Annotated in this window: 17 protein-coding genes and 1 tRNA gene; 4 read left to right on the top strand and 14 right to left on the bottom strand. The window is 69.0% G+C overall.

Annotated elements, in window-relative coordinates; genetic code table 11:
- Positions 1–135: 135 nt before the first annotated feature.
- From E3O47_RS10565 to E3O47_RS10555, 3 genes are read right to left on the bottom strand one after another with little or no spacing between them, the layout of a single operon-like run.
- Complete coding sequence (locus E3O47_RS10565; RefSeq protein WP_134342312.1) at positions 136–1,593, bottom strand: family 1 glycosylhydrolase; 1,458 nt, start codon at positions 1,591–1,593, stop codon at positions 136–138.
- Complete coding sequence (locus E3O47_RS10560; protein ID WP_104100840.1) at positions 1,590–2,903, bottom strand: D-arabinono-1,4-lactone oxidase; 1,314 nt, start codon at positions 2,901–2,903, stop codon at positions 1,590–1,592. The genes E3O47_RS10565 and E3O47_RS10560 overlap by 4 nt, the downstream gene beginning before the upstream one ends.
- Complete coding sequence (locus E3O47_RS10555; protein WP_241976893.1) at positions 2,900–3,931, bottom strand: alanine racemase; 1,032 nt, start codon at positions 3,929–3,931, stop codon at positions 2,900–2,902. Before E3O47_RS10555 ends, E3O47_RS10560 begins: the two co-directional genes overlap by 4 nt.
- 2,860 nt (positions 3,932–6,791) lie before the next feature.
- Here E3O47_RS10555 and E3O47_RS10545 point away from each other — a divergent pair.
- The gene (locus E3O47_RS10545) at positions 6,792–7,106 is read left to right on the top strand and encodes a hypothetical protein (RefSeq protein ID WP_134420461.1); all 315 of its coding nucleotides are present in this window, start codon (positions 6,792–6,794) and stop codon (positions 7,104–7,106) included.
- Between the two features lie 34 nt (positions 7,107–7,140).
- The gene (locus E3O47_RS10540) at positions 7,141–8,067 is read left to right on the top strand and encodes a Ppx/GppA phosphatase family protein (RefSeq protein WP_104100837.1); all 927 of its coding nucleotides are present in this window, start codon (positions 7,141–7,143) and stop codon (positions 8,065–8,067) included.
- Positions 8,068–8,643: 576 nt separating this feature from the next.
- Here E3O47_RS10540 and E3O47_RS10535 read toward each other — a convergent pair.
- The 8 genes from E3O47_RS10535 to E3O47_RS10500 all read right to left on the bottom strand — a co-directional run bounded on the left by E3O47_RS10535 (position 8,644) and on the right by E3O47_RS10500 (position 16,529).
- A tRNA-Leu gene (locus tag E3O47_RS10535) sits at positions 8,644–8,719 on the bottom strand.
- Positions 8,720–8,798: 79 nt separating this feature from the next.
- Positions 8,799–10,331 (bottom strand): NAD(P)/FAD-dependent oxidoreductase, encoded by a 1,533-nt coding sequence (locus E3O47_RS10530; RefSeq protein ID WP_104100836.1) that lies wholly within the window; start codon positions 10,329–10,331, stop codon positions 8,799–8,801.
- 38 nt (positions 10,332–10,369) lie between these two features.
- Positions 10,370–11,596: a S8 family serine peptidase gene (locus tag E3O47_RS10525; protein WP_104100890.1), complete on the bottom strand. Its 1,227-nt coding sequence runs from the start codon at positions 11,594–11,596 to the stop codon at positions 10,370–10,372.
- Between the two features lie 50 nt (positions 11,597–11,646).
- Entirely contained in the window at positions 11,647–12,168 is a 522-nt protein-coding gene (locus E3O47_RS10520) for a DUF501 domain-containing protein (RefSeq protein WP_104100835.1), read from the bottom strand.
- Positions 12,165–12,641 carry a septum formation initiator family protein gene (locus E3O47_RS10515; RefSeq protein WP_134343481.1) on the bottom strand — a complete coding sequence of 159 codons (477 nt, stop codon included), beginning with the start codon at positions 12,639–12,641 and terminating at the stop codon, positions 12,165–12,167. Before E3O47_RS10515 ends, E3O47_RS10520 begins: the two co-directional genes overlap by 4 nt.
- A 124-nt stretch (positions 12,642–12,765) precedes the next feature.
- Entirely contained in the window at positions 12,766–14,046 is a 1,281-nt protein-coding gene (gene eno / locus E3O47_RS10510) for a phosphopyruvate hydratase (protein WP_104170826.1), read from the bottom strand.
- Positions 14,047–14,152: 106 nt separating this feature from the next.
- Complete coding sequence (hisS, locus tag E3O47_RS10505) at positions 14,153–15,409, bottom strand: histidine--tRNA ligase (RefSeq protein WP_134401710.1); 1,257 nt, start codon at positions 15,407–15,409, stop codon at positions 14,153–14,155.
- A gap of 388 nt (positions 15,410–15,797) precedes the next feature.
- A complete protein-coding gene (locus tag E3O47_RS10500) occupies positions 15,798–16,529 on the bottom strand; it encodes a MazG family protein (RefSeq protein WP_134401711.1) in 732 nt (243 codons plus the stop codon).
- An 88-nt stretch (positions 16,530–16,617) separates the two neighbouring features.
- Here E3O47_RS10500 and E3O47_RS16020 point away from each other — a divergent pair, with 88 nt between their 5' ends.
- On the top strand, positions 16,618–16,788 hold the full coding sequence (locus E3O47_RS16020) for a hypothetical protein (RefSeq protein ID WP_166785378.1): 171 nt from the start codon (positions 16,618–16,620) through the stop codon (positions 16,786–16,788).
- A gap of 183 nt (positions 16,789–16,971) precedes the next feature.
- Here the strand turns inward: E3O47_RS16020 and mfd are convergent, their stop codons facing one another.
- From mfd to E3O47_RS10485, 3 genes are read right to left on the bottom strand one after another with little or no spacing between them, the layout of a single operon-like run.
- A complete protein-coding gene (gene mfd, locus E3O47_RS10495; RefSeq protein ID WP_134401712.1) occupies positions 16,972–20,598 on the bottom strand; it encodes a transcription-repair coupling factor in 3,627 nt (1,208 codons plus the stop codon).
- Between the two features lie 52 nt (positions 20,599–20,650).
- Positions 20,651–21,232, bottom strand: a complete 582-nt coding sequence (pth, locus tag E3O47_RS10490; RefSeq protein ID WP_134401713.1) for an aminoacyl-tRNA hydrolase — start codon at positions 21,230–21,232, stop codon at positions 20,651–20,653.
- 38 nt (positions 21,233–21,270) lie between these two features.
- The gene (locus tag E3O47_RS10485; RefSeq protein WP_134343487.1) at positions 21,271–21,882 is read right to left on the bottom strand and encodes a 50S ribosomal protein L25/general stress protein Ctc; all 612 of its coding nucleotides are present in this window, start codon (positions 21,880–21,882) and stop codon (positions 21,271–21,273) included.
- A gap of 339 nt (positions 21,883–22,221) precedes the next feature.
- On the opposite strand from E3O47_RS10485, the gene gndA reads away from it, so the two are divergent.
- Complete coding sequence (gene gndA / locus E3O47_RS10480) at positions 22,222–23,679, top strand: NADP-dependent phosphogluconate dehydrogenase (RefSeq protein WP_104100827.1); 1,458 nt, start codon at positions 22,222–22,224, stop codon at positions 23,677–23,679.
- The last annotated feature ends 112 nt before the right edge of the window (positions 23,680–23,791 follow it).

Genomic DNA, 23,791 nt, shown 5'->3' with positions numbered 1-23,791 from the left:
TGAGGCGGGGCGGGCAAGCAGGCCGCGGCGGCGTTTTTTACGACGCACGAGTTATCATAACCGCGCGCCCTGAGGCTCACATGCGCTTCCCGACACACTCCAAGTAACGCGGCGACGACCGGCCCCACGCGACCGTCAGCGGGCGGAGAGCACCGTCTGCAGCCAGCGGTAGGAAGACTTGGGGGTGCGGGTGCAGGTGCCGCTCTGGAAGTCGACGTGCACGAGGCCGAACCGTTGGGTGTAGCCGGCCGTCCATTCGAAGCTGTCCAGCAGGGACCAGACCAGGTAGCCCTGCAGGGTGACCCCGTCGGCGATCCCGCCGGGGGCCACCGCGGCGAGCGCCGCCGTGATGTGCTCGGCCAGGTAGTCGATCCGCGCCGGATCGTGCACGGCACCCCACGTGTCGGCGACGTCGGGGAAGCTCGCTCCCCCGGCCGTGATGCAGACGGGCGGCAGGTTCTCCGCGTAGCGGTCGCGCAGTTCGCCGAGGGCCACACCGAGGTATTCGGGCGCGATGGCCGTGCCGGCGTTGGTCACCGGGAACTCGCGAAACGGGGTGACGTGGAAGGGAAAGGCCACGACCTTTTCCGGCGGCCCGCTGGGCGGCGGCCCGTTCGGGGTCTTCGGGGCAGCGGCGCCGGCCTTGATCCGGCTCGGCTGGGAGTAGCCCAGCCCGTAGAAGTCGAGCGGCTGGTGGATGGTGCGGAGGTCGTCCGGGTCGGTTTCCAGCAGCATCCGCATCGGCACCTGGTAGGGCTCCGGCGGTTCCGGGTAGCGGCCGAGCAGCACCGCGTCGGCGTAGACGCGATTGTGCAGCACGTCGAAGAGCGCGGCGGCGACCTCGTCGGCTTCGCGGCCGCTGGCGGATTGCACGGGCGAGTGCACGTTGGAAATCCCGATCCGGCCGCGCACATCGGCGGCGCGCAGCCCCTGCACAGCGAGTCCGTGAGCAAGCAGCTGATGGTGCGCCGCCGGCAGGGCACCGAAGAGCCGGGCCTCCCCCGGGGCATCCGTGCCGAGGGCGTAGCCGTTGAGGGTCACCGTCGCGGGGTCGTTCAGGGTCAGCCAGGAGTCGATCCGGTCCCCGAACACCTCGCCGACCTGGTGGGCGTAGTCGCCGAACCGCATCGCGGTGTCTCGGTTCAGCCAGCCGCCGCGCAACCGCAACGGGGTGTCCCAGTGGAACAGGGTCGCCATCGGGCTGATCCCCGCGACCAGGAGCCCGTCGAGCAGCCGGTCGTAGAAGGCCAGGCCGGCCCGGCTGAGCGAGCCGCGGCCATCGGGCTGCAGCCGGGACCAGGCCAGGGAGAACCGATAGACGTCGACGCCCAGTTCGCGGAGCAGCGTGACGTCCTCCTCGAGCCGATTGAAGTGATCGGTCGAAACGGATGCGTTGGAGCCGTCACGGATGCGCCCGGCGGTGGCCGTGAACGTGTCCCAACTCGATTCGCCGCGACCGCCCTGCCTGGCGCCACCCTCGATCTGGAAAGCGGACGTTGCCACGCCCACGGTGAAGCCGTCGGGCAGCCGGTCTCCCAGCTCCCCCGCACGGTGTTCCCAAGCACGGGCGGCGGGGGTGTTGCTGTTGCTCATCGACCCAGGACTCTTTCCAGATAGCTGTTGCTGAAGCGGCGCTCCGGGTCAAGCCTGTCACGCACCGAGAGGAAGTCGTCGAAGTGCGGATAGTCGGTGCGGAGGGACGCCGCATCCCGGTCGTGCGTCTTGCCCCAGTGCGGACGCCCGCCGTGCGCGCGCATAATGGCCTCGACCGCCTGGAAATACGCAGCCGGATCCTCCCGGTAGTAACGGTGCACGGCGATGTAGCCGGTCTCCCGGCCCGCTGCGGTGGACAGCCAGACGTCGTCGGCGGCGGCCGAGCGCACCTCGATCGGGAACGAGATGCGCCAACCCCGCGCCTCGATCAGCGCCCGCACTTCCCGCAGCGCGGCCGGTACCAGGGCGCGCGGCAGGGCATATTCCATTTCTTGAAAACGCACCGTGCGGTTCGTCAGGAACACGCGGTGGGAGACATCCGTGAATTCGCGTCTGCCGGTCAGGCGGGCGGCGAGTCGGTTGAATCCGGGGACTGTCGCCGGCGCCACGGCGCCCAGGGCGCAAATGCCGCGGTAGACCCCGTTCGCGAGCAATTCGTCGTCGACGAAGCGGGCGACCTTGCCGAGCGGCGACCGGCCGGACTCCAGGGGCAGCCGGGTGTTGGTCTTGGTCAGGGCGGTCTCGGTGTGCGGGAACCAGAAGAACTCGTAGTGATCGCTGTGGTCGGACCGGTCGAGGTAGTGCTCCAGGACCTCCTCGAGCGGCTCGGCCGCCTCCACCGCGTGCAGCAGGAACGCGGGCACGCACTGCAGGGTCACGTCCACCACGATTCCGAGCGCACCGAGACCGAGCCGGGTCGCGGGCAGCAGCTCCGGGTTCTCCGTGGCGCTCACGCGCAGCAGGGTGCCGTCACCGACCACCAGGGTCAGCGCCACGATCTGGGTGGCCAGGCCGCCGTACCGGCCGCCCGTGCCGTGGGTCCCGGTGGACGTGGCGCCGGAGATCGTCTGCCGGTCCACGTCGCCCAGGTTCGGCAGGGCCAGACCGTAGGGCCGCAGCAGCCGGGGCAGTTCGAACAGTCGGGTGCCCGCGGCCAGAGTGACCTGCCCGGCCACGGTGTCCACACCGATCAGCCCGGCGAGGTCAAACAGGTCAAGCTGGACCCCGGGCGCGAGCGCGATGCCCGAGAAGCTGTGCCCGGAGCCCACGGCCTTGACCCGAAGGCCCACCGCCCCGGCCGCCACCACGGCGCGCTGCACGGCGGCGACGCTCGACGGCCGCTCCACGCGCACCGGGGTCACCGCCTGGTTCCGGGCCCAGTTGCGCCACACCGCTCCGCTCGCACTCACAGAAAGGCCTTCCCCTCACCCCGGTAGGTCGGCAGGATATCGACCACCTTTCCATTCTCGACCAGCGCGAACTCGTTCACGTGCTCGCTCAGCTCCCCCGACTTGGTGTGCCGCGCCCAGACGCGGTCACCGACGCGGAGCCGGGCCGCACCGACACCGGTGAGCGGCGCCTGCACCTCACCGGCCATCTCCCGCGGCGCCAGGCTGAGGCCCTCCGGCCAGACCACGCGGGGCAGCCGGTCGGCCCCGGGCACGCCGGACGCGATCCAGCCGCCGCCGAGCAGTACGGCCGTGTCGGGGCTGGGCTTCCGCACCACCGTGAGGGCGACCGCGACCGCGGCCGCAGGCGCGGGCCGAAAGCTCGCGAAATTGTCGAAGAGGTGGCCGCCGAAGAAGCCGCTGCCGACGGCAATGTCGGTGACGGATGCGTCGGCGCGCGTGCTCTCGACCGAGCCGGTTCCGCCCCCGTTCACGAACTCGAGGGGCGCGACCTCGCGCACCGCGGCGACGGCCGCGCTGCGCCGCTCCCTGAGCTCGCCAACGGACCGGCGCCGCACCCAGCGGGTGACCAGGCCCCGGAGCGGTTTCCCGGCCGGCCTGTCGCCGATCTCAGCCACCTGCGCCTCATAGGACATCACGCCGACGAGGACGAAGCCGGGGTGGGCGACGATGTCCGCGGCGACCCGGCGGGCCTCGCCGGGTGTGTGCACGGGTGAACGCCAGACGCCCAGATGGCCGAGCACGGGGGCGTCCCAGGCCGCGTCGAGTTCGAGGCAGACCCGGATCGGGGTCCGGCTGCCGGGCGGAAGCACGGCGTCGATGACGTCGAGGTGCGCGATCGAGTCGACCATCAGGGTGACCGCCCTGGCCAGCTCGGGCGAGCGGCCCGACTTCCGGATCGCGGACCGGTCGGCCGTGGGGTAGCCGACGACGACATCCGTCACCGTCTCAGCCAGCCAGAGCGCCTCCGCCAGGGTGTAGGCCAGCACACCCCGATAGCCGGGCACGGCCAGGATGGCCTCAAGCACGCCGCGCACCGAATCGACTTCGAAGCGACCCGGAGGGAGGTGCCGGCCGCGCGGTCCAGCAGGTCGTGCGCGTTGTGGCGCAGGGCACCCAGGTGGAGGGCGGCGACGGGGGCGTCCAGGTGCGCCGTCGCGGCCGTGAGCTCGGGCCAGAACAGCCCCGGGGTCTGCCACGGCCGGCCCGTAAGGCGGTGGGAGAGGTCGAGCATCGGCGCACCGCTTTCAGTAGCCGGGATTGAGGATACCCGGCGCGGTGACCCAGCCACAGCCGCCCCGTGCTCTTGCGCGGGGAAGCAGTAGCGTGGATGTTCCGACGCCAGTATGCCCTATGGCCCCCGCCGATCACGAATGGGTGCCGTCGCCGTCAAATTGCGTGTCGCACGTTGACTTTCCCGGCGCTGGCCCGTGAAATGGTCACAGGGGGAATAATGTACGGGACACGTATGGCCGGTTCGGGCGGAACGCCCGGGCGCCGTCGTCGACGGTGGACGCCCGGCACCCTGCCTCTGTTCGTCGCCCTGGTCGGCTTGTCTCTCCTCGGCGTGCCGGGCGCGGCGTTCGCCGAACCGACTGCCGCAGCCACGCCGGCTCCCACACCGGCTCCCACAAGCGAGCGGGACGCCAAGGCGGCGCCGACGAACGCGCCGGCCATCGTCAGCCCACCGCCGGGCAGTTTCGTGGGTAGCGGAACCACCACCGTCTCCGGCACGGGCGAAGCCGGCCGGGAGATCTGGTTGCTCTCCCCCGTCGACGGTCAGGACCCCTGCTTCGCCGTGGTCGACGGCGCCGGCCAGTGGAGTTGCGCCGCGTTTTCCCTGCCGAGCGGGCCATCCGTGCCGCTTCGCGTCGTCGTCAACGGAGCCGCCGACCTGACCGACGAGCACACGATCGCCGTGTTGTCCGCCCCCCGGGTGACGGGCGGTCCCACCGGTGGGAGCCTGACCAACGGCACGGTGCGCGGCACCGGCTATCCGGGGGCCTCCGTCGTCATCACGGTGAGCGGCGGCCCGCGCTGCACGGCCACCGCCGACTCCTCCGGCAACTGGTCGTGCACGTTCGCCGACGGCCTCGCCGGCGGGCAGGCCGAGGTCTCGGCCAGCCAGCAGACGAGCTACAGCAATCCCTCATGGTCCAATTCGAGCGCACCGGTCGACCTCGTCTTCGACCTCGACCGTCCGGCGCCGCCCACGCTGACCACGCCGGCGAGCGGCGCCCAGCTGCCGCTCACCGACGCCGGGTACACGGGCACCGGAGAAGAGGGTGCGACCGTGACCGTCTTCGCCGGGTCATATTCGGTCTGCAGCGCCGTCGTCGCATCCGGGTCGTGGAGTTGCTCGGCGGGCGGAGTCGCTGCCGGTACCTTCCGGGTGATCGCGGTGCAACTCGACCTGGCCGGCAACCTCGGCCCGGGCAGCCCCGGGGTGGACGTGCTCTACGGCGTCCCCACCCCTTCCCCTTCCGGCTCGACCGGCCCCGAGGCGACCGCCCCGTCCGCCGACGCCCCCGCCGCCCCGCCGCCGGCCGAGGAGACGGCACCGGCGGAAGCCCCGCCCGGTTCTGCAGCCCCGGCCTCGCCGGCACCGCAGGCAGACCGTCCGGCCGTGGCCCTGGCCACACCGCTGCCGGGCGGCTGGAACGACCCCACCCGGTTCGCCACGGCAGTGCTGCCGCCGTGGTCGACCCCCGACCTCTCCTGGTTCCAGGCGGCGTTGCTGGCGCTCGGTGCCCTCCTGCTGCTCTGCATCCCCGCGCGCCTCCTCGCCGGGACCGTGTTCCGGGCCACGGACGGCCACCCGCTCTGGCAGAGCATGCCGATCGCGGGCCGCAACCGGTCCCGCGAGGAATTCGAGACCGTTCCCGAACTACCTCTGAACCGGTGGCTGGTGGCCGGCGCCGCCGTGCTGGCCGCGGCCACCCTCGTCATGCTGTCCGGGCCGGTCACCAGCCAGCCTGCCTACCTGCGGCTGCTCCTCGCCGTGGCGCTGGCCCTCCTCATCGTCAACGCGGTCGGAGCGCTCGTTCCGCTCTGGTGGAGCTCCCGCATGTGGCGGACGAAAGCATCCGTGACTTTCCTGCCCCGCTACCTGCTGCTGGTCGCCCTGACCGCGTTGGCCTCCCGGGCTTTCGACGTTCACCCGGCGCTGGTCTTCGGGCTGCTCGGCAGCGTCACCGTGGCCCCCGAGGTACTGACGCCGAGGCGCGGCCCACTCGCCGCCGTTCGGGCCGGCAGCCTGATCGGGCTGGCCGTGGTCGGCTGGCTGACGCTGGGCCTGCTGCCGGCCGCGGACGGCTTCCTCAGCGCGCTGGCGGCCGAGATCATCAACAGTGTGGTACTGGCCGCGATCGGTTCGGCAGCGCTGGTGCTGATCCCGATCGGACGCACCAGCGGACGGAGCATCCTCGCCTGGTCACCGCCGATCTGGGCGTGCCTGACCGTGCTCGCCTTCACGATCATGTTCGGAGTGCTGTCCCCGGCGGTGGAACTCTGGCACGAAGGTGGCAGCCTCAGCCTGTGGTGGGTGGCAGGCACCCTGTTCGCCGCCCTCAGCATCGGGGCCTGGGCCTGGCANCATCGGGGCCTGGGCCTGGCAGCGGTTCGTCACGCCCGCCCGAGTCTGAGCCTCGCCCCCCCCCCCCGATGATTCCGCCGAGAGGGCGCGGGGTCAGGCCCGCCAAGAGGTCACACGGCCGGTCAGGCCCGACGGATCAGGCCGGCCTGCCGGGCGTGAGGACACCCCGAGCTTCGGGTAGATGTGTGGCGGCCTGCTGCTCGTGGTGGCGATGCTGTTCGGCATCTCGGCGCTGGTCTTCGGCGCATTCTTCACGGTCTGGAGCATCCAGCGGCACGTCAAGCCTGCTCGCCGTGGCATCCACCCTGATCACGCCCGACAGCGGGTCCGTGCACATGGGCGAAATCGATGCGACCCTGCTGTCCCTGGCCGAAAAAACGCAGCTGCGCTGGGATCGGCTCGGCATCGTCTTCCAGCAGTCGAACCTGCTGCCGGATGCCGTGGGTCTCCTGGGCCAGGCCGGCAAACGGCCCGCGCGGCTCACCGTCGAGCACGACACCGCCACGGTGCTGGTCACCCACGACCAGCGGCTGCTGCCGCTGGTGGACTCCCTGCACACCATGGTCGACGGCACCCGAACGACGAGCCGCCACAGCATCAGCGCGTAACGGCGCGTCCGCGGCGCACGCTATCGTCGAGAGCGTGCGCCTCGGAGTCCTTGATGTCGGTTCGAACACCGTCCACCTGCTGGTCGTCGACGCGCACGCAGGCGCCCAGCCGGTGCCGATGGCCTCCGACAAGGCCGTGCTGCGCCTGATGCGCTACCTCACCCCTGAGGGCGCCATCACCGAGGAGGGGTGCACCGCCGTGCTCGAGTCGGTGCGGAACGCGGCCGAGGTGGCCCGCCGCCACCACGTCGACGACCTCCTGCCGTTCGCTACCTCCGCACTCCGTGAGGCCGTGAACGGGCCCGAACTGCTCGCCCGGGTCGAACGGGAAACCGGGGTCGCCCTGCAGGTCCTGTCCGGCGAGGACGAGGCCCGACTGACGTTCCTGGCCGTGCGGCGCTGGTACGGCTGGTCCGCCAGGGACATCCTGCTCTTCGACATCGGGGGCGGCTCCCTGGAGATCGCCGCCGGCGCGAACGAGGTGCCTGCGGTCGCGCTGTCGCTGCCGCTGGGCGCCGGCCGTTCCACCATCGGCTTCCTGCACGACGACCCGCCGCTGCCCGCGCAGGTCTCCGCCCTCCGCGAGCACGCCGCCGCCGTGCTCGCGGAAGCCCTGGTGGCGTTCGAGGGGCTCCCGGCGCCGCACCACGTCGTCGGTTCGTCCAAGACCATCCGCTCCCTGGCCAAACTGGCCGGCTCCACCGCGGAGGGTTTCGGTTCAGGCGAGCGGATGCAGCTGAGCCGCTCGCAGCTGAGCGACTGGGTCCCCCGGCTGGCCCGGATCCCGGCTGAGGCGCGCCCGGCGCTGCCCGGCATCACCGCCGACCGCACCTTCCAGATCGTGGCCGGCGGCATCGTGCTCCACGCGGCGATGGCCGCGTTCGGGGTGACCGAGCTGGAAGTGTCGCCGTGGGCGCTCCGCGAGGGCATCATCCTGAGGTATCTGGACCACCTGGAGTAGCTGCCCCTAACCAATTCGACGGAGATTCTGCCGAGAATGGCGCCAAACAGACGGGAACCGGGCTCTGAGGCCAAAATCTCCGTCGAATTGGTTCCGCCCTCGGCCGTCTGGACTCCAACAGAGTGACGCCGTGAGCGGAAAGCGCGCGGGGCGTCGGTGGTGCAAAGCGCCGGTGACGCCGAGGGAGCGGCCGGGTCGGCGCAGCACCTTGGCCGTGAGCGGCGCCCTCGCCGGTCGTGATGGTTCCGCGCCCGGGCAGCACCTTCGACGTGGTGATCACTTCCAGAAGAAGAACCGGGTGATGTCCCACGTTGTTTGCAGAAAGCCCCTGACACCGTTCCTACATCGGGGAATGGCACGTGGCAGGAGGCATCGACCGTTTCACTCGCGGATCGTAGCGCGACGAAACCGGGCCGGACAGGCTGCCTCACCCGGCACAGACCGGGGGCAGGGATTTACCGCGGCATCCGTTCAGGGTCTGCCGGCCGGTTGAACGACTAGGCATGCATGCTGTCGCCCGGGCGGCGGGAGTCGGGGCCGTGACGCGGTGACGCTGTGACGCTGTGACGTACCGTGTGGTGCCCCCGCTGGGGGTCGAACCCAGACTGTGACGATTTTAAGTCGTCTGCCTCTGCCATTGGGCTACGGGGGCACGCCCGGCGAAACCGAACGCCTCAAGCGTAGGGGCTGCGGGCGTCATCGGTTTCTCTCGGTGACGCCCGCAGACGCTGTTACTTGACGGCTGCGGTCGCCGCGGCCTTCTCGGTCGTCCCTGCCGGAGCGACTTCCGCAGCCTTGTCGGCCGCGGTCTTTCGCGGGGCTCGGGGTGCACGCGCCGTTGCCTTGGCGGCGGGACCCGTGCCGGGGCCGGCTACGGTGGCCGCTGCCTTGGCCGATGCGGCGACGGTCACCGGAGCCTTGGCCGGAGCGGCAGAATCCACGACCGGCTTGGGCCGCGAGGCGAACTCCGCGAACGTGGCCCGCGGGTTCTGCACCGCGGCCAACGAGACGATGTCGCGACCGAGGAAGAAGTTGTTCATCCAACCCCAGATGATGCGCAGCTTGCGCTCCCAGCTGGGCATGGCCAGGCCGTGGTAGCCGCGGTGGGCGAACCAGGCCGGCAGACCCGTGATGGCGATCTTGCCGGACTGGAAGACACCGGAACCGATGCCGAGGCCGGCGACGGCACCCAAGTTCTTGTGCAGGTATTCCTCGGGATTCTCGCCGCGCAGCACCGCGACGATGTTCTTCGCGAGGAGCTTGCCCTGGCGAACCGCGTGCTGAGCGTTGGGCACGCAGAAGCCGCCCACTCCCCCGCCACTCAGGTCGGGAACGGCGGTGATGTCGCCGGCGCCCCAGGCGTCCGCGATGATCTCGTCATCGGTTCCGACGCGCAGGTCGGGGCGCACCTGCAGGCGACCACGATCTTCGATCGGCAGGTCGGTATGGCGCACGATGGCCGGGTTAGCCATGACTCCGGCTGTCCAGACGATCAGATCGGTCTCGAAGCTCTCACCGGTGGACAGTTCGACCTTGCCGTCGACCGAGCTGGTCAGCTGCGTGTTCAGGTGGATTTGCGCGCCGCGTTCGTCGAGGTGCTTGATGACCCAGAGGCTGGTCGGCAGCGAAACTTCGGGCATGATGCGCCCCATCGCCTCGATCAGGTGGAAGTGGGTGTCGTCGAACCCGATCTGCGGGTAGGACTTCAGCAGCGATGACGCGAAGGAACGCAGCTCTGCGAAGACCTCGATGCCGGCGAAGCCCCCGCCGATGACGACGAAGGTGAGCAGGCGGTCGCGCTCGGGGCCGGCCGGAAGTTGGGCAGCCTTGTCGAAGTTGGTGAGCACGCGGTCACGGATGGCGACGGCTTCCTCGATGGTCTTCAGACCGATGGCCTGGTCCGCGACGCCCGGGATCGGGAACGTGCGCGACACGGCGCCGGCCGTCACCGCGACGACGTCATAGACGAATTCGTAGGGCTCGCCAATGGGCGGGGTGATGGTCGCGGTTTTCGTGGCGTGGTCGATGTGGGTGACCTTGGCCGTCACGACGTTGGTCTTCTTGAGGTGACGACGGTGCGCGACTGCGGCGTGGCGACCCTCGATGGAGCCGGCTGCGACCTCCGGCAGGAACGGCTGGTAGGTCATATACGGCAGAGGGTCGACCATGGTGACCTCGGCCTCGCCGGCGCGAAGCCATTTCTCCAGCTTCCACGCGGTGTAGAACCCGGCGTAGCCGCCACCGACAATAAGAATTTTGGGCACTATGAAAGTCCTCCTACATGATTTGGCTGCACGAAAACTTACCGTTTTGACCGGATTCGCTTGATGTGCCGAGTGGCCCCGGTGCCGAGCAGCGTTACCAGAGTACCAAACCCGACCAGGACGAGGAGCGGCACTGTGACATACGTCAGCGTGAGCGGGCTGGGCAACCATGCCGCGACGACGCTGGGGGCAGGCAACGCCGGGTCTTCCTGCGGCGCGACCGGCACCTGCGTGGCGGTCTGCGGCGTGGGCTCGACCTCGGTGTCCGCCCGCCGGTGTACCCGGATCCACTCCTCCAGCAGGGCGGCCGGTTCCGGGCTCGTGGATGCCGGCACGGCCGCAGTGACCGCCGCCGCGGCATCGATCAGACCGTTGCCGTAGATCGGGCTGGGCACGACCCGCCCGTTCGGGTCGGCAGTTTCGATGACCCGGTTCATCACCTCCGCAGCATCGAGGCGGGGATAGGCGGCGCGCACCAGGGCGACCAGGCCCGACACGATGGGCGCGGCCGCGCTGGTGCCGTTCCACTGCACGTAGCCGCCGCCCGGAACGACGCCCACAAGTTGCTCGCTGGGCGCGGCCACCGAGATCGTGATGCCCTGCGAGGACGCGTCGAAGCTGGCGCCCTTGTTGCGGTCGACACCGGCGACCGTGAGCACCCCAGGGATGGTGGCCGGGGCTCCGACCTCGGTGGTGCCGCTGCCTCGGTTCCCGGCGGCGGCGACGACCACGACGTCGTTCTCGAACGCGTAGAGGAAGGCGTCGTCCCAACTCGGCGGCCAGTCCAAGGTGTTGCGGGTGAGGGACATGTTGATGACGTCGGCGCCGTTGTCGACGGCCCAGCGGATGCCCTCGGCGATCTGGTCGTCGTTGCTGAGGGTGGCGTCGCTGGTGCCGAAGGCCACCGAGACGGCCAGGAGCGACGCCTCGGGAGCCACTCCCAGCACGCCGGACCCCTCACCCGTGCCGCGTCCGGCCAGCAGGGATGCCACCAGAGTCCCGTGCTCACTGCCTTCTCCGACGGGCGTCTGCCCATTGGCGGAGCCGAGCCCGGAGACATCCGTTCCGCCGACGACCGCACCGGTGAGGTCGGCGACGTCGGCGACACCCGTATCGATGACGGCCACCGTCACGCCCGCGCCACGGGTCGTATTCCAGGCCTGGGTGAATCCGTAGTCATTGAGCCAGTACTCAAGGTCACGCACCTGCGTGTTCTCCGCGAAGGCCGGCGCGGTCGGTGCAACGAAAGCCCCGCCCAGCGCCATGGTCAGGCCCAGGGCGACGCCCGCGCCGATCCGACGCCAGGCGGAGCGGGTCACTCGTCGGCCGTGGTGTAGTCGAGGCACTCGCAGACGGCGGGCGTCCAGGCCGCCCGGCCGAGGGCCAGATCTCCGATCGGGTTCACTCCGGGGCCTGCGGCCAGAGAGTGGGCGGCCAGCGCGTGCAGGCATTTCACGCGTTCAGGCATACCACCGGAGGAGATGCCGACGATTTCCGGAACCGTGCCCAGGATCTCGCGGTCGGCAAGGAAGCCCTCATGCGCACGCCGGTAGCGGGCACGCACCTGCTCGTCATCGGCCAGCAACTGGTTGTACTCGTTCATCACCTGGGTGGCCTCGAGGAACGACAGCGCGGCGGTCGCCGCGGGGTGCGTCAGGTAGTACAGCGTGGGGAAGGGGGTGCCGTCGGCAAGGCGCGGCGCCGTCGCCACCACGGTCGGGGCGCCGCAAACGCAGCGCGCGGCGATGCCCACGACGTTGCGGGCCGGGCGTCCCAGCTGAGCCGAGACGATGGTGATGTCGTCCTCGGTGACCGAATCGAAGGGAGGCCTGGTCATTTCGCGGCCTCGGGAGCCAGACCGGCCGTCATTACGGAGGCGAACATGGAGGAGAGCCAATCGACGTTGGTGGTTTGGATGGTGGGGGTGGCGACCGGTGCGGCCGCGTCGCCCGCGACGGGCAGGGCCAGATCGTTGATCACGAGGAAGCTCACGTCGCCGGGAAGCACATAGGACAGTCGGTCCCTGGCCTGCGTGGTGACGTAGGTGCGGTCGTTCCAGCGTTCCCGCTCACTCTTCAACTCTTCCACGGCGCCCTGCTGGGCCTCGACCGCCGCCGTGAGCGATTCGATCTGCTGGCGCTGGTCGGCGTAGGTGCGGATGCCGGGCGCCAGGACGATCACGGCCATGATCAGGAGGCCCATCATCACCAGGGAAAACCCGGACAGGCGCAGGCCGCGCAGCCAGCGAGCGGCCGCGGTCTCGGTCGGGGGCAGCGCGACGGGCTGTTCTTCGGCGCGTTTCCTGGCCACGGCAACCCCCTTCGTGAATCGCTGGTCGCGGTTGTCCCGCACTGGAACCCTAACCGCAATCGGACAAAAAAATGGAGCTCCCGAAGCCGCGGGGTGAACCCGCGCTCCGAGAGCTCCAGTCGAACTACGCCTTGAAGCGCGGGAAGGCAGAGCGGCCCGCGTACACGGCGGCCTCGCCCAGCTCTTCCTCGATGCGGAGCAGCTGGTTGTACTTCGCGACGCGCTCGCTGCGGGCGGGTGCTCCGGTCTTGATCTGGCCGGCATCCGTCGCAACCGCGAGGTCGGCGATGAAGGTGTCCTCGGTCTCACCGGAGCGGTGCGAGATGACGGCGGTGTATCCGGCGCGCTGCGCGAGGGACACCGCGTCAAGCGTCTCGGTCAGGGTGCCGATCTGGTTGACCTTGACCAGGATGGAGTTCGCGGTGCCGAGGGCCAGGCCCTTGGCAAGGCGCACCGGGTTGGTCACGAAGAGGTCGTCGCCGACGATCTGGACCTTGTCTCCGAGCTCGGCGGTGAGGTGAACGTAGCCGTCCCAGTCGTCTTCCTCGAGCGGGTCTTCGATCGAGACGAGCGGGTAGGCCGCAACGAGCTCGACGTAGTACGCGGACAGCTCCAGGGCGGTGAGTTCCTTGCCCTCGAAGTGGTAGACGCCGTCCTTGTAGAACTCGGAGGCGGCGCAGTCGAGCGCCAGACCGATGTCCTTGCCGGGCGTGTAGCCGGCGTTCTGGATGGCTTCGACGATGAGGTCGAGAGCGGCACGGTTGCTCGGCAGGTTGGGGGCGAATCCACCCTCGTCGCCGAGGCCGGTAGAGAGGCCCTTGGACTTGAGCAGCGCCTTGAGGGCGTGGTAGGTCTCGGTGCCCCAGCGGAGGCCCTCGGCGAAGGACTCGGCTCCGAGTGGGACGACCATGAATTCCTGAATGTCCACGTCGTTGTCGGCGTGGGAGCCTCCGTTGATGATGTTCATCATCGGGACCGGAAGGGTGTGTGCGTTCGGGCCACCGAGGTAGCGGAACAGCGGCAGGCCGGCCGAGGTCGCGGCGGCCTTGGCGACGGCCAGGCTGACGCCGAGGATAGCGTTGGCGCCGACGCGGTGCTTGTTGTCGGTTCCGTCGGTCTCGTTCAGGACGGCGTCGATGATGCGCTGGTCAGCGGCGTCGAGGTCCTCGACTGCCGGGCCGAGCTCGTCGATGACAGCGTCAACGGCCTTGCGGACGCCCTTGCCCAGATAACGTGACTTGTCGCCGTCATGCAGCTCGTAAGCCTCGAACGCACCGGTGGATGCGCCGGACGGAACGGCGGCACGGCTGACCGAACCGTCATCAAGCAATACCTCGACCTCAACGGTCGGGTTGCCTCTGGAGTCAAGAATCTCGCGCGCTACTACTGCCTCAATGAGAGCCACAGCTATCTCCTGTTTCCTATATTTTTTTAATTGTTGGGGTGTTGGTCTGAAGGAATCGAGGAAGACAGCGCCGTGTTCCAATCCCATAACAGTCTAGCGACTGGCCTCAGCCGCCGAGGGGACGGAAATCGAGTTCGCCCGCGCCGGAGGCATCCGCCCCGACGAACGAGTAGCGCCCGTAACCGGCTCCGGCCGCGCGTTCCAGCAGCGCCTTGACGTTCTTGGTGCGCTGTTCGAGGCGCACCCGGAGGCCCTGTTCGACCAGTGTTCGCTTGAGCGCCACGAGCCGGGCCGGGTCTGTTCCCTTGTTGTACACCAGTACGACGGCGTTCTCAGCGGATGCCGCATCCACGCCCAACAGGTCGACGATGCGCTCGAACCCGATCGAGAACCCGCAGGCCGGCACCTCGGTGCCGAGGAAGCGGCCGATCATGCCGTCGTACCGGCCGCCGCCGCCGAGGGAGTAGCCGAGATCGGGGTGTGAGATCTCGAAGATGGTGCCGGTGTAGTAGCCCATCCCGCGCACGAGGGTCGGGTCGAACACGAGCCGAACCTCGGGCATCGCGGCGCGCAGCGCGAGCAGGTCGGCGAAGGCGTCCGTGTTGAGCCAGGCCGGCGGCGTCGGCTCGGCGGCCGTCCAGCCGGCATCGGCGATCTGGGTCAGGGTATCGGCCACGCCGTCGGTGGCGATGCCCAGGCCGGCGAGCTCCGTGACAACCCCGTCGACGCCGATCTTGTCGAGTTTGTCGATCACGATCAGCGCGCGTTCGTTCAGCTCGGGAGCCACGCTCCAATGGGCGAGCAGGGCGGTCAGGATGCGGCGGTCGTTGACGCGGATGGAGCACCCGGTCAGGCCGAGAGCGTCGAGCGCGGCGGCGGTCGCGGTGATCAGCTCAATCTCGGCAAGCAGGCCGGACTCGCCGATGATGTCGATGTCGCACTGCACGAACTGCCGGTAGCGGCCCTTCTGCGGACGCTCCGCCCGCCAGACCGGCGCGATCTGGATGGACCGGAACACCGTCGGAAGTTCCGCCCGGTGAGTCGCGTAGAACCGGGCGAGCGGAACGGTGAGGTCGAACCGCAGGCCCAGGTCGGCCAGCCCGAGCAGGTCGCCGGATGCGGCGGCGGCCGCGGCATCCGTCGGCTTCAACCCACGCTTCAGCACGGCGAAGGCGAGTTTCTCGTTGTCGCCGCCGAGCCCGGAGTGCAGTCGGGCCGCGTCTTCCATCACCGGGGTCTCGATCTCGTCGAAGCCGTGCGCCGCGAAGCTTCGCCGGATCACGGCCAGTGCGTGTTCCCGGGACGCCTTGTCGGCGGGGAGGAAGTCGCGCATGCCGCGGGGAGGGGTCACTGGTGTTGCCATAGCCCCAATTGTGTCAGTTCGGGTCGGCCCGTCGATTTCCGCCGGGACGCCCGACACGGTCTCTCATGCGATGTAGTGCAAGATGTCGAAGTGGTTGTCACCGGCGCCCTGACGATGGTCAGGAGGGTGGACATCCAGGCCACTTCCTCGGCCTGCGCTGTGACCTGCTTCTCCTGGGCCAGCGCCAGGGCGATGCGAAGCAGACGGCGATGGCGATGAACTGCTGCGAGGCATCGAATTCGTCACCGATCTGAGCGGACAGAAGACCATTGACAGATGTCTGGCTCATGGTTGGACTGTTCCGCCACCGCCCTGTCGGCACCGCCGCGTGGCCTCAGCGCAGGCCTTCGCGCAAGCCTCAGCCGCGCAAGCCTCAGCCGGGCAGGCCTCAGCCGGGCAGGCCGATGATGCCGGCGTCGGCAACGTCGCCGGCATCCGTCGTCTCGGCCTCGCGGATCTCGTCCTGCAGACCGCGGAGGGCCGTGCGCAGGGCACGTTCGGAGTCGAGCCCCTGACTCTTGGCCGCAGACACGATGGCCAGCAGCAGCGGGCCGAGCTGGCCCTCGGTCTCGATCGGAAGCGGGAACGCGGCCTCGGTGCCGAGCAGCCCGATCTTCTGGGCTCGGCCGAGCACCTTGTCGGCGAGCGCGAGCGCCGGCATACCCTGCGGGATCCCGTCGAGCACGCTCGTGCGGGAGGGCTTCTCCGCGGCCTTGAAATCATCCCAAGCGAGGGCCACGTCGTCGGCCGTTTCCAGGTTCAGGTCGCCAAAGACATGCGGATGCCGCCCCACCATTTTCGCGGTCATATGCGCGGCGACATCGTGGATGTCGAAGTCTTCGCCCGCGGTGTGCGCAGCGAGGTCGGCGTGGAAGACCACCTGGTAGAGCACGTCGCCGAGCTCCTCGAGCATCTCGTCGCGGCTGCCCGACTCGATCGCCTCGATCAGCTCGTGCGTCTCTTCGGTCAGGTACTGCACCAGAGACTCGTGGGTCTGCTCTGCGTCCCACGGGCATCCGCCCGGTGCACGCAGGAGAGCCACCACGCGCACGAGTTCGTCGAGATTGGAGGCGGATGCCGGGACGGATGCCGGGACGGTGGGATTCTCTGTAAAGGACACGCGACAACTCTAATCGCCCGGAATTGACGGAGTCTGCGGGGCCTGATCCGTCCCGTGAGGAGCCCCAGCCCCGGTCTATGCCGGCGCCATGATTTTCACGGAGTTGCCGCTGCCAGGCATCGGGATGCGGCCGGAGCTCACGGTGGCCGGCGAGCGCCGGGTAGGCGACTCAGTGTTCATCGTGGGTACCCGGAGCCGTTTGCGGGCCACCGCCGCGATCCTGCGCCCGATGCCTGGCAGCGGCGCACCGGAGACCTGAGTGGAGTATCCGGCGTCGTACCAATTCGACGGAGATTTTCTCGAAAGAGCGCTCTCTAGGTGTGTTTACGTTCGATTTGGACAGAATCTCCGTCGAATTCGTTCGGGACGGAACCGCTGAAAGACGGTTCGGACCCACGGCCACTCGTCACGCGATCGCGACGGGCCACCCGGCCGCGGCGGGCTACGCGACCGCGACGACGGGACGCGGGAAGAGAGCGTCGAGCAGGTTGCCGGCCCAGGCGATCAGCGCCGCATCCCCGAGCGGTTCCCCGTTGATGCGCGGCATGGGCACGGTCAGCGCACCGTTCTGGGTGAAGTAGCGCGACCCGGGGTACATGCGCTGCAGGCGCACCTGCATCGAGTCGGCGAGGTTCGCCGGCGACACGCGCAGGTTCGAACCCATCGCGACGACCTCGCCGAGACTGGCCTGCTGGGCCAGCCAGCGCAGCCGGGAGACCAGGATGAGGTTCTGCACCGGCTGGGGCGGCTCGCCGTAGCGATCGGTGAGTTCGTCGAGGACCAGGTCGATCTGGTCCTTCGCGGCCGTCGGCGAGCTTGCGGCGGACAGCTTCTGGTAGGCCTCGAGGCGCAACCGCTCGCTGTCGACGTAGTCTTCGGGGATGTGGGCGTCGACGGGCAGTTCGAGCCGCAGCTCCGTCTGGCCCTCCGCGACGTCGCCGCGGAAGGTGCTCACGGCCTCGCCGATCATGCGCAGGTAAAGGTCGAAGCCGACCCCGGCGATGTGCCCGGCCTGCTCGCCGCCGAGCAGGTTGCCCGCGCCGCGGATTTCGAGGTCCTTCAACGCCACCTGCATGCCGGCGCCCAGTTCGTTGTTCGCGGCGATGGTCGACAGCCGGTCGTGGGCGATCTCAGTCAACGGTTTGTTCTCGTCGTAGAGGAAATAGGCGTAGGCGCGCTCCCGGCCGCGGCCGACCCTCCCCCGCAGCTGATGCAACTGGCTGAGCCCGAACTTGTCGGCGCGGTCGATAATGATCGTGTTCGCGTTGGCGATGTCCAGGCCGGTCTCGATGATCGTCGTCGAGACCAGCACATCGAATTTGCGCTCCCAGAAGTCCACAACGACCTGTTCCAGCTGTGCCTCCGGCAACTGGCCGTGCGCCACGGCGATCCGCGCCTCCGGCACGAGCTCGGCCAGCTTCGCGGCCACCCGGTTGATGCTGGACACCCGGTTGTGCACGACGAAGATCTGGCCCTCCCGCAGCAGCTCCCGCCGGATGGCCGCGGCCACCTGGCGGTCGGAGTACGGTCCGACGAAGGTGAGGATCGGGTGCCGGTCCTCCGGCGGGGTGGCCAGGGTGGACATCTCCCGGATACCGGTGACCGCCATCTCCAGCGTGCGCGGGATGGGCGTGGCGCTCATCGCGAGGATATCCACGTTGGTCTTGAGCTTTTTCAGCGCATCCTTGTGCTCCACGCCGAAGCGCTGCTCTTCGTCGATGATCACGAGGCCCAGGTCCTTGAACACGATGGAGTCCGACAGCAGCCGGTGGGTGCCGATCACGAGGTCGACGGTGCCGTCGAGCATGCCCGCCATGGTTTCGCGGGATTCCTTCTCGGTCTGGAATCGACTGAGCGCGCGCAGGTGCACCGGGAATCCGGCGAAGCGCTCCTGGAACGTCTCCATGTGCTGGCGCACGAGCAGGGTCGTCGGCACCAGCATGACGACCTGCTTGCCGTCCTGGATCGCCTTGAAGGCGGCGCGCACGGCCACCTCGGTCTTGCCGAACCCGACGTCGCCGGAGAGCAGCCGGTCCATCGGGATGGGCCGTTCCATGTCGGCCTTGACCTCGTCGATGGTGGTGAGCTGGTCGGGCGTCTCGGCGAACGGGAACGCCTCCTCCAACTCGCGCTGCCAGGGGGTGTCCGGCCCGAACGCGTGGCCCTTGCTGGCCATCCGTGCGGAGTAGAGCTTGACGAGTTCGACGGCGATGTCCCGCACGGCACGACGCGCCTTGGTCTTCGCGGCCGACCAATCGCTGCCGCCCATTTTGCTGAGCGTCGGCGCCTCCCCGCCGACGTAGCGGCTGACCAGGTCGAGCTGGTCGGTGGGCACGTAGAGCTTGTCACCCGGGTGCCCGCGCTTCGACGGCGCGTATTCGAGCACGAGGTATTCACGCTTGGTCTTGACCGGGTTGCGCCCGCCGCTGGAGACCTCACGCTGGGTGAGCTCGATGAACCGGCCGATGCCGTGGGTCTGGTGCACGACGTGGTCGCCGGCCTTCAGCTGCAGCGGGTCGACGACGTTCTTGCGCCGGCTGGCCAGCTTCTTCACCTGGCGCGCGTCGTAGCCCACGGTGCGGCCGTAGAATTCGGACTCGCTGACCAGGGAGAATTTCGCCTCCGGCAGTTCGAAACCGTGGTCGACGGATGCTTTCAGCAGGTAGGCGATACCGACCTCGGGTCGGCTCGGCCATTCCGTGACGATCCGGGCGGGCAGCTCCCGCTCGGCCAGAACGTCGGCGGCGCGTTCGACCAGCCCGGCACCCTGGGCGACGATGCCGACGGTCCAGCCGGCCTTCAGCCGCTCGGCCAGGTGACCGACGGCGCCCTCGACACTGCCCTGGAAGCTCGGCACGGCGTCGCCCTCGACCCGCACCGTGAGCAGGTCGTCGAGTTCCCGGTGCTCGGGCAGCACCGGGGCATCCGTCGGCGCCGCCTGGAAGGAGCTCAGGGTCCACCACACGTGCGCGGACGCCGGGGCGCCGGGCGCACTGAACTGCACGGCCTCCCGCAGCCGCCCGAGGGTGAGGAAGTCGCCCGACTCCAGGTCGATCGGCGCCTCGGCGCCCGCGGTCGCGGCGCTCCACGCCGCGCCCAGGAACTCCCGGTTGGTCTCGGCCAGGCTGATCGCCCGGGATGCGACGCGCTCGGGCGAGATGACGGCGACGGCCGCCTCCGCGGGCAGATAGTGGGTGATCGGCACGAGCCGGTCGACGAGAGCAGGTGCGAGGCTCTCCATGCCCTCGACCGGGATGCCCTCGGCGATCTTCGCGAGCAGGCCGGACAGGCTCGGGAACTCGTGCTGCATCTCGCGGGCCCGCTGCCGAACGGCGGGACTGAGCAGCAGCTCGCGGCTCGGCGGCAGGCTCACCGAGTCGACCGGGGCAGGAAAGGAGCGCTGGTCCGCGACCGAGAACGCGCGGATCTGCTCGACCTCGTCCCCGAAGAACTCCACCCGGAAAGGGTGCGGGGCGATCGACGGGAAGACGTCGAGGATGCCGCCGCGAACCGCGAACTCACCGCGCCGCGTGACCATGTCCACCCGGGCATAGGCAACGTTGACGAGCTCACGTGCGATGGCGGAGAGGTCGTGACCACGTTGGCCGGCGACCAGGTCGATCGGCTCGTAGTCGGTGAGGTTGTCGGCCACAGGCTGCAGCGCGGCGCGCACGGAGGCGATGACGATCAGGGGGCGTCGGGCGGCCGGGGCGCTCTCCTCCCACTCGCGCATCCGTCGCAGGGCGAAGAGGCGCTTGCCGACGATTTCGGCGCTGGGGCTGAGCCGCTCATGCGGCAGCGTCTCCCAGGCCGGGAAGTCGATGATCTCGGCGTCGGCGGCGAAGCAGGCAAGGTTCTCATGCAGCGATTCCGACTCCCGCCCGGTGGCGGTGATCAGCAGCAGGGCCGGGGCCTTGCCCAGCCGGGTGCGCTGCTCGAGCAGGGCGGCGAGCAGCGGGGCGCGAAGCCCCTCGGTGAGAGAGAAATCGACGTTCCGGTTCGCGAAGGCGAGGGCATTGTCGAATGTGGAGGCGCGCGAAAGTGTGGCAATTAAGCCCTGGAGAGTCACCGGAGCATTCTACGCAACCCAGCTGACAGCCAACCCGGGCGATCAAGGGGAATCAGGGGGCGTGGAACTTCTGCTGCGCGGCAGTGACGCCCTCGGCTGCGATGAGTTCGATCGCGTCGGCGGCATCCGTCAACAGGTTGGGCAGAGCCGAACGTTCCGAGGACGTGAAGTCGTGCAGCACGAAGTCCGCGGCCGGCTGCCGGCCAGGCGGGCGCCCGATGCCGACGCGGATGCGGATGAACTCGTTCGTACCCGCTGCGGCGATGATGTCGCGCAGGCCGTTGTGGCCGCCGTGGCCGCCGCCGACCTTGATCTTCATCGTGTCGAACGGGAGGTCAAGGTCGTCGTGGATGACGATCAGGTGCGCGGGCTCCAGCGAGTAGAAGCGAAGCAGCGCGGCCACCGGCCCGCCGGACACGTTCATGAACGTGTTCGGCTTGGCCAGCACCAGCTTCGGCCCCCCGGGGAAACTGCGCCCCTCGGCGACCGACGAATTCGTTTTGTGGTTCCTGAAAGCCGCCGACAGGCGGTCGGCGAGCACGGCAGCCACCATGTGGCCGACATTGTGTCGATTACCGGCGTAGTCGGGCCCGGGGTTGCCGAGCCCGACTACGAGCCAAAGATTGTCGTCCAGGGGAATCCTCCGCTTACGACGAAACCAGAAGGGGATGACTACTCGGCGGGAGCGGCCTCGGCGTCGCCCTCGGCGGCCTCGGCCTCTTCTTCCTCTTCCTCTTCTTCCTCGGCCGGCAGGTGCACGAACGCGACGACGGCGTCTTCGTCGGAGATGAGCGTGGCGCCCGTGGGGAGCACGACGTCCTTCGCGCGGATCTGGTCGCCGTCTTCGAGGCCCTCGATGGAGACCGGAAGGTTCTGCGGGATGCTGGTGGCCTCGACCTCGAGCAGGAGGGTCTTGGTGTCCAGGTCGGCGATGGTGCCGGGGGCCGACTCGCCGTTCAGGTGCACGGAAACCTCGACCTGAACCTTCTCACCCTTTCGGATGACGATCAGGTCGAGGTGCTCGATGATCTGGAGGAACGGGTCCTTCTGGACGTCCTTGACCAGGGTCAGGTGGCTCTTGCCGTCGATGTCCAGCTCGAGGACTGCGTTCGCGCGGCGCAGCAGCAGGCCGATCTGGTGCGCGGGGAGCGCGACGTGAACCGGGGTGGTGCCGTGGCCGTACATGACGGCGGGGATCTTGCCCAGCACGCGCAGCTTGCGGGCAGCACCCTTGCCGAACTTCACGCGCAGGTCGGCGACAATCTTGTTGGTGGCGTCAGCCATGGTGTTTCTCCTTGCGGACCGCTACGGCCCAGATCTGGTTTGCGGACGATGCCCGCAAAGGTGGGTACTGGTTCATTTTTCAACTCGAACGCGTGTCAGCGTGAGGAAAGGCCGTGAAGCATTCCGCCGCGTCGATAACGGATGCCGCACCCTCGGTTTCCCGGCGGGCGGCAGCCCTCGCCGAAGTTCAACTCGTAAGTCTAGCGGAGGCGACGGCGCGCGGCGAACGCGCGCAGCGGCATCCGTCACCGGCGCCGCCCGCGTCACTCCACGTCACGGCCATGGGCCGAGCGACTAGCCTTGAAGGAGTTCTGAGAACAGATAGCTGAAGGAGCAAACGTGGCCGAAACCGGCGCAGCACAGGCAAACATTGGCGTAGTGGGACTGGCGGTGATGGGCTCGAACCTCGCCCGCAACCTGGCCAGCCGTGCGGGCAACACCGTGGCGGTGTTCAACCGCTCCCCCGAGCGCACCCGCCTGCTCACGACCGAGCACCCCGAGGCCGGCTTCGTCGCCTCAGAGACCATCGAGGAGTTCGTGGCGTCGCTGCAGAAGCCGCGTACCGCGATCATCATGGTGCAGGCCGGTGCGGGCACGGATGCTGTGATCAGCCGACTGACCACCCTGTTCGAGCCCGGCGACATCATCGTGGACGGTGGCAACGCCGACTTCCAGGACACCATCCGCCGCGAGAAAGAGGTGCGCGCCACGGGCGTGAACTTCGTCGGGGCCGGCATCTCCGGCGGCGAAGAGGGTGCCCTCAAGGGCCCCAGCATTATGCCCGGCGGCTCGGTGGAGGCCTACAAGACCCTCGGCCCGATCCTCGAATCGATCGCAGCCGTCGTCGACGGCGTCCCCTGCGTCACTCACATCGGCACGGATGGCGCCGGTCACTTCGTCAAGATGATCCACAACGGCATCGAATACGCCGACATGCAGCTCATCGCGGAGGCCTACGACCTGCTCCGCAAGGTGACCGGGCACTCCCCCGCCGCCATCGCCGATGTGTTCACCGAGTGGAACGAGGGTGACCTCGAGAGCTACCTGATCGAGATCACCGCCGAGGTGCTGCGCCAGGTCGACGCCAAGACCGGCCTGCCATTCATCGATGTCGTGCTCGACGAGGCCGGCTCGAAGGGCACCGGCGTGTGGACCGTGCAGAACGCGCTCGACCTGGGCGTGCCCGTCGGCGGCATCGCCGAGGCCGTCTTCGCCCGCGCCGTGTCCAGCCACCCGGAGCAGCGCGTCCCCGTGCGCGCCGCCATCACCGCGCGCCCGGAAATCGCCGTCGTCGGCCACACCTTCCAAGACGACGTGCGCCAGGCGCTCTACGCGTCGAAAGTCGTTGCCTATGCCCAGGGCTTTGACGCGATCATCGCCGGTGCGAAGAAGTACGGCTGGACCGTGGACAAGGGCGCCATCGCCACGATCTGGCGCGGCGGCTGCATCATCCGGGCCCAGTTCCTGAACCGCATCGTCGACGCCTACGCCAACGACCCGTCGATCGCCTCCCTGCTCGCCGACCCGTACTTCGCCCAGGCCGTCGCCGACGGCGAGTCGGCGTGGCGCCGCGTGGTCTCGACGGCGGCACTGTCGGGCATCCCGGTTCCCGGCTTCGCGTCGGCGCTCAGCTACTTCGACTCGCTCGCGAGTGAACGGCTCCCCGCCGCACTCGTGCAGGGCCAGCGCGACTTCTTCGGCGCGCACACCTATAAGCGCGTCGACATGCCCGGAACCTTCCATACCCTGTGGTCGGGGGACCGCAGCGAGATCGAGACCGAGGGCTCCTCGCTCTAGAGCCGCTCCTCCGGTGGCGCAACTGTTGCCGGAGCGGACGAGTGTTGCCCGCACACCGGCAACAGTTGTCCGCTCCGGCAACAGTTTTACGCCCCGGCAACACCTGTGTGTC

Origin of the sequence: Cryobacterium sp. TMT2-17-1 (assembly GCF_004402765.1) — a bacterium.
Classification (GTDB): domain Bacteria; phylum Actinomycetota; class Actinomycetes; order Actinomycetales; family Microbacteriaceae; genus Cryobacterium; species Cryobacterium sandaracinum.
This window is presented reverse-complemented; position numbering and strand designations above follow the sequence as displayed.

Coding starts and splice junctions, on each gene's coding strand:
- E3O47_RS10485 (WP_134343487.1), bottom strand. CDS start 21,882: ATGGCTGACGCCACCAACAAGATTGTCGCCGACCTGCGCGTGAAGTTC.
- E3O47_RS10525 (WP_104100890.1), bottom strand. CDS start 11,596: ATGGCGCTGGGCGGGGCTTTCGTTGCACCGACCGCGCCGGCCTTCGCG.
- hisS (WP_134401710.1), bottom strand. CDS start 15,409: ATGGCAACACCAGTGACCCCTCCCCGCGGCATGCGCGACTTCCTCCCC.
- E3O47_RS10565 (WP_134342312.1), bottom strand. CDS start 1,593: ATGAGCAACAGCAACACCCCCGCCGCCCGTGCTTGGGAACACCGTGCG.
- E3O47_RS16020 (WP_166785378.1), top strand. CDS start 16,618: ATGATTTTCACGGAGTTGCCGCTGCCAGGCATCGGGATGCGGCCGGAG.
- E3O47_RS10520 (WP_104100835.1), bottom strand. CDS start 12,168: ATGACCAGGCCTCCCTTCGATTCGGTCACCGAGGACGACATCACCATC.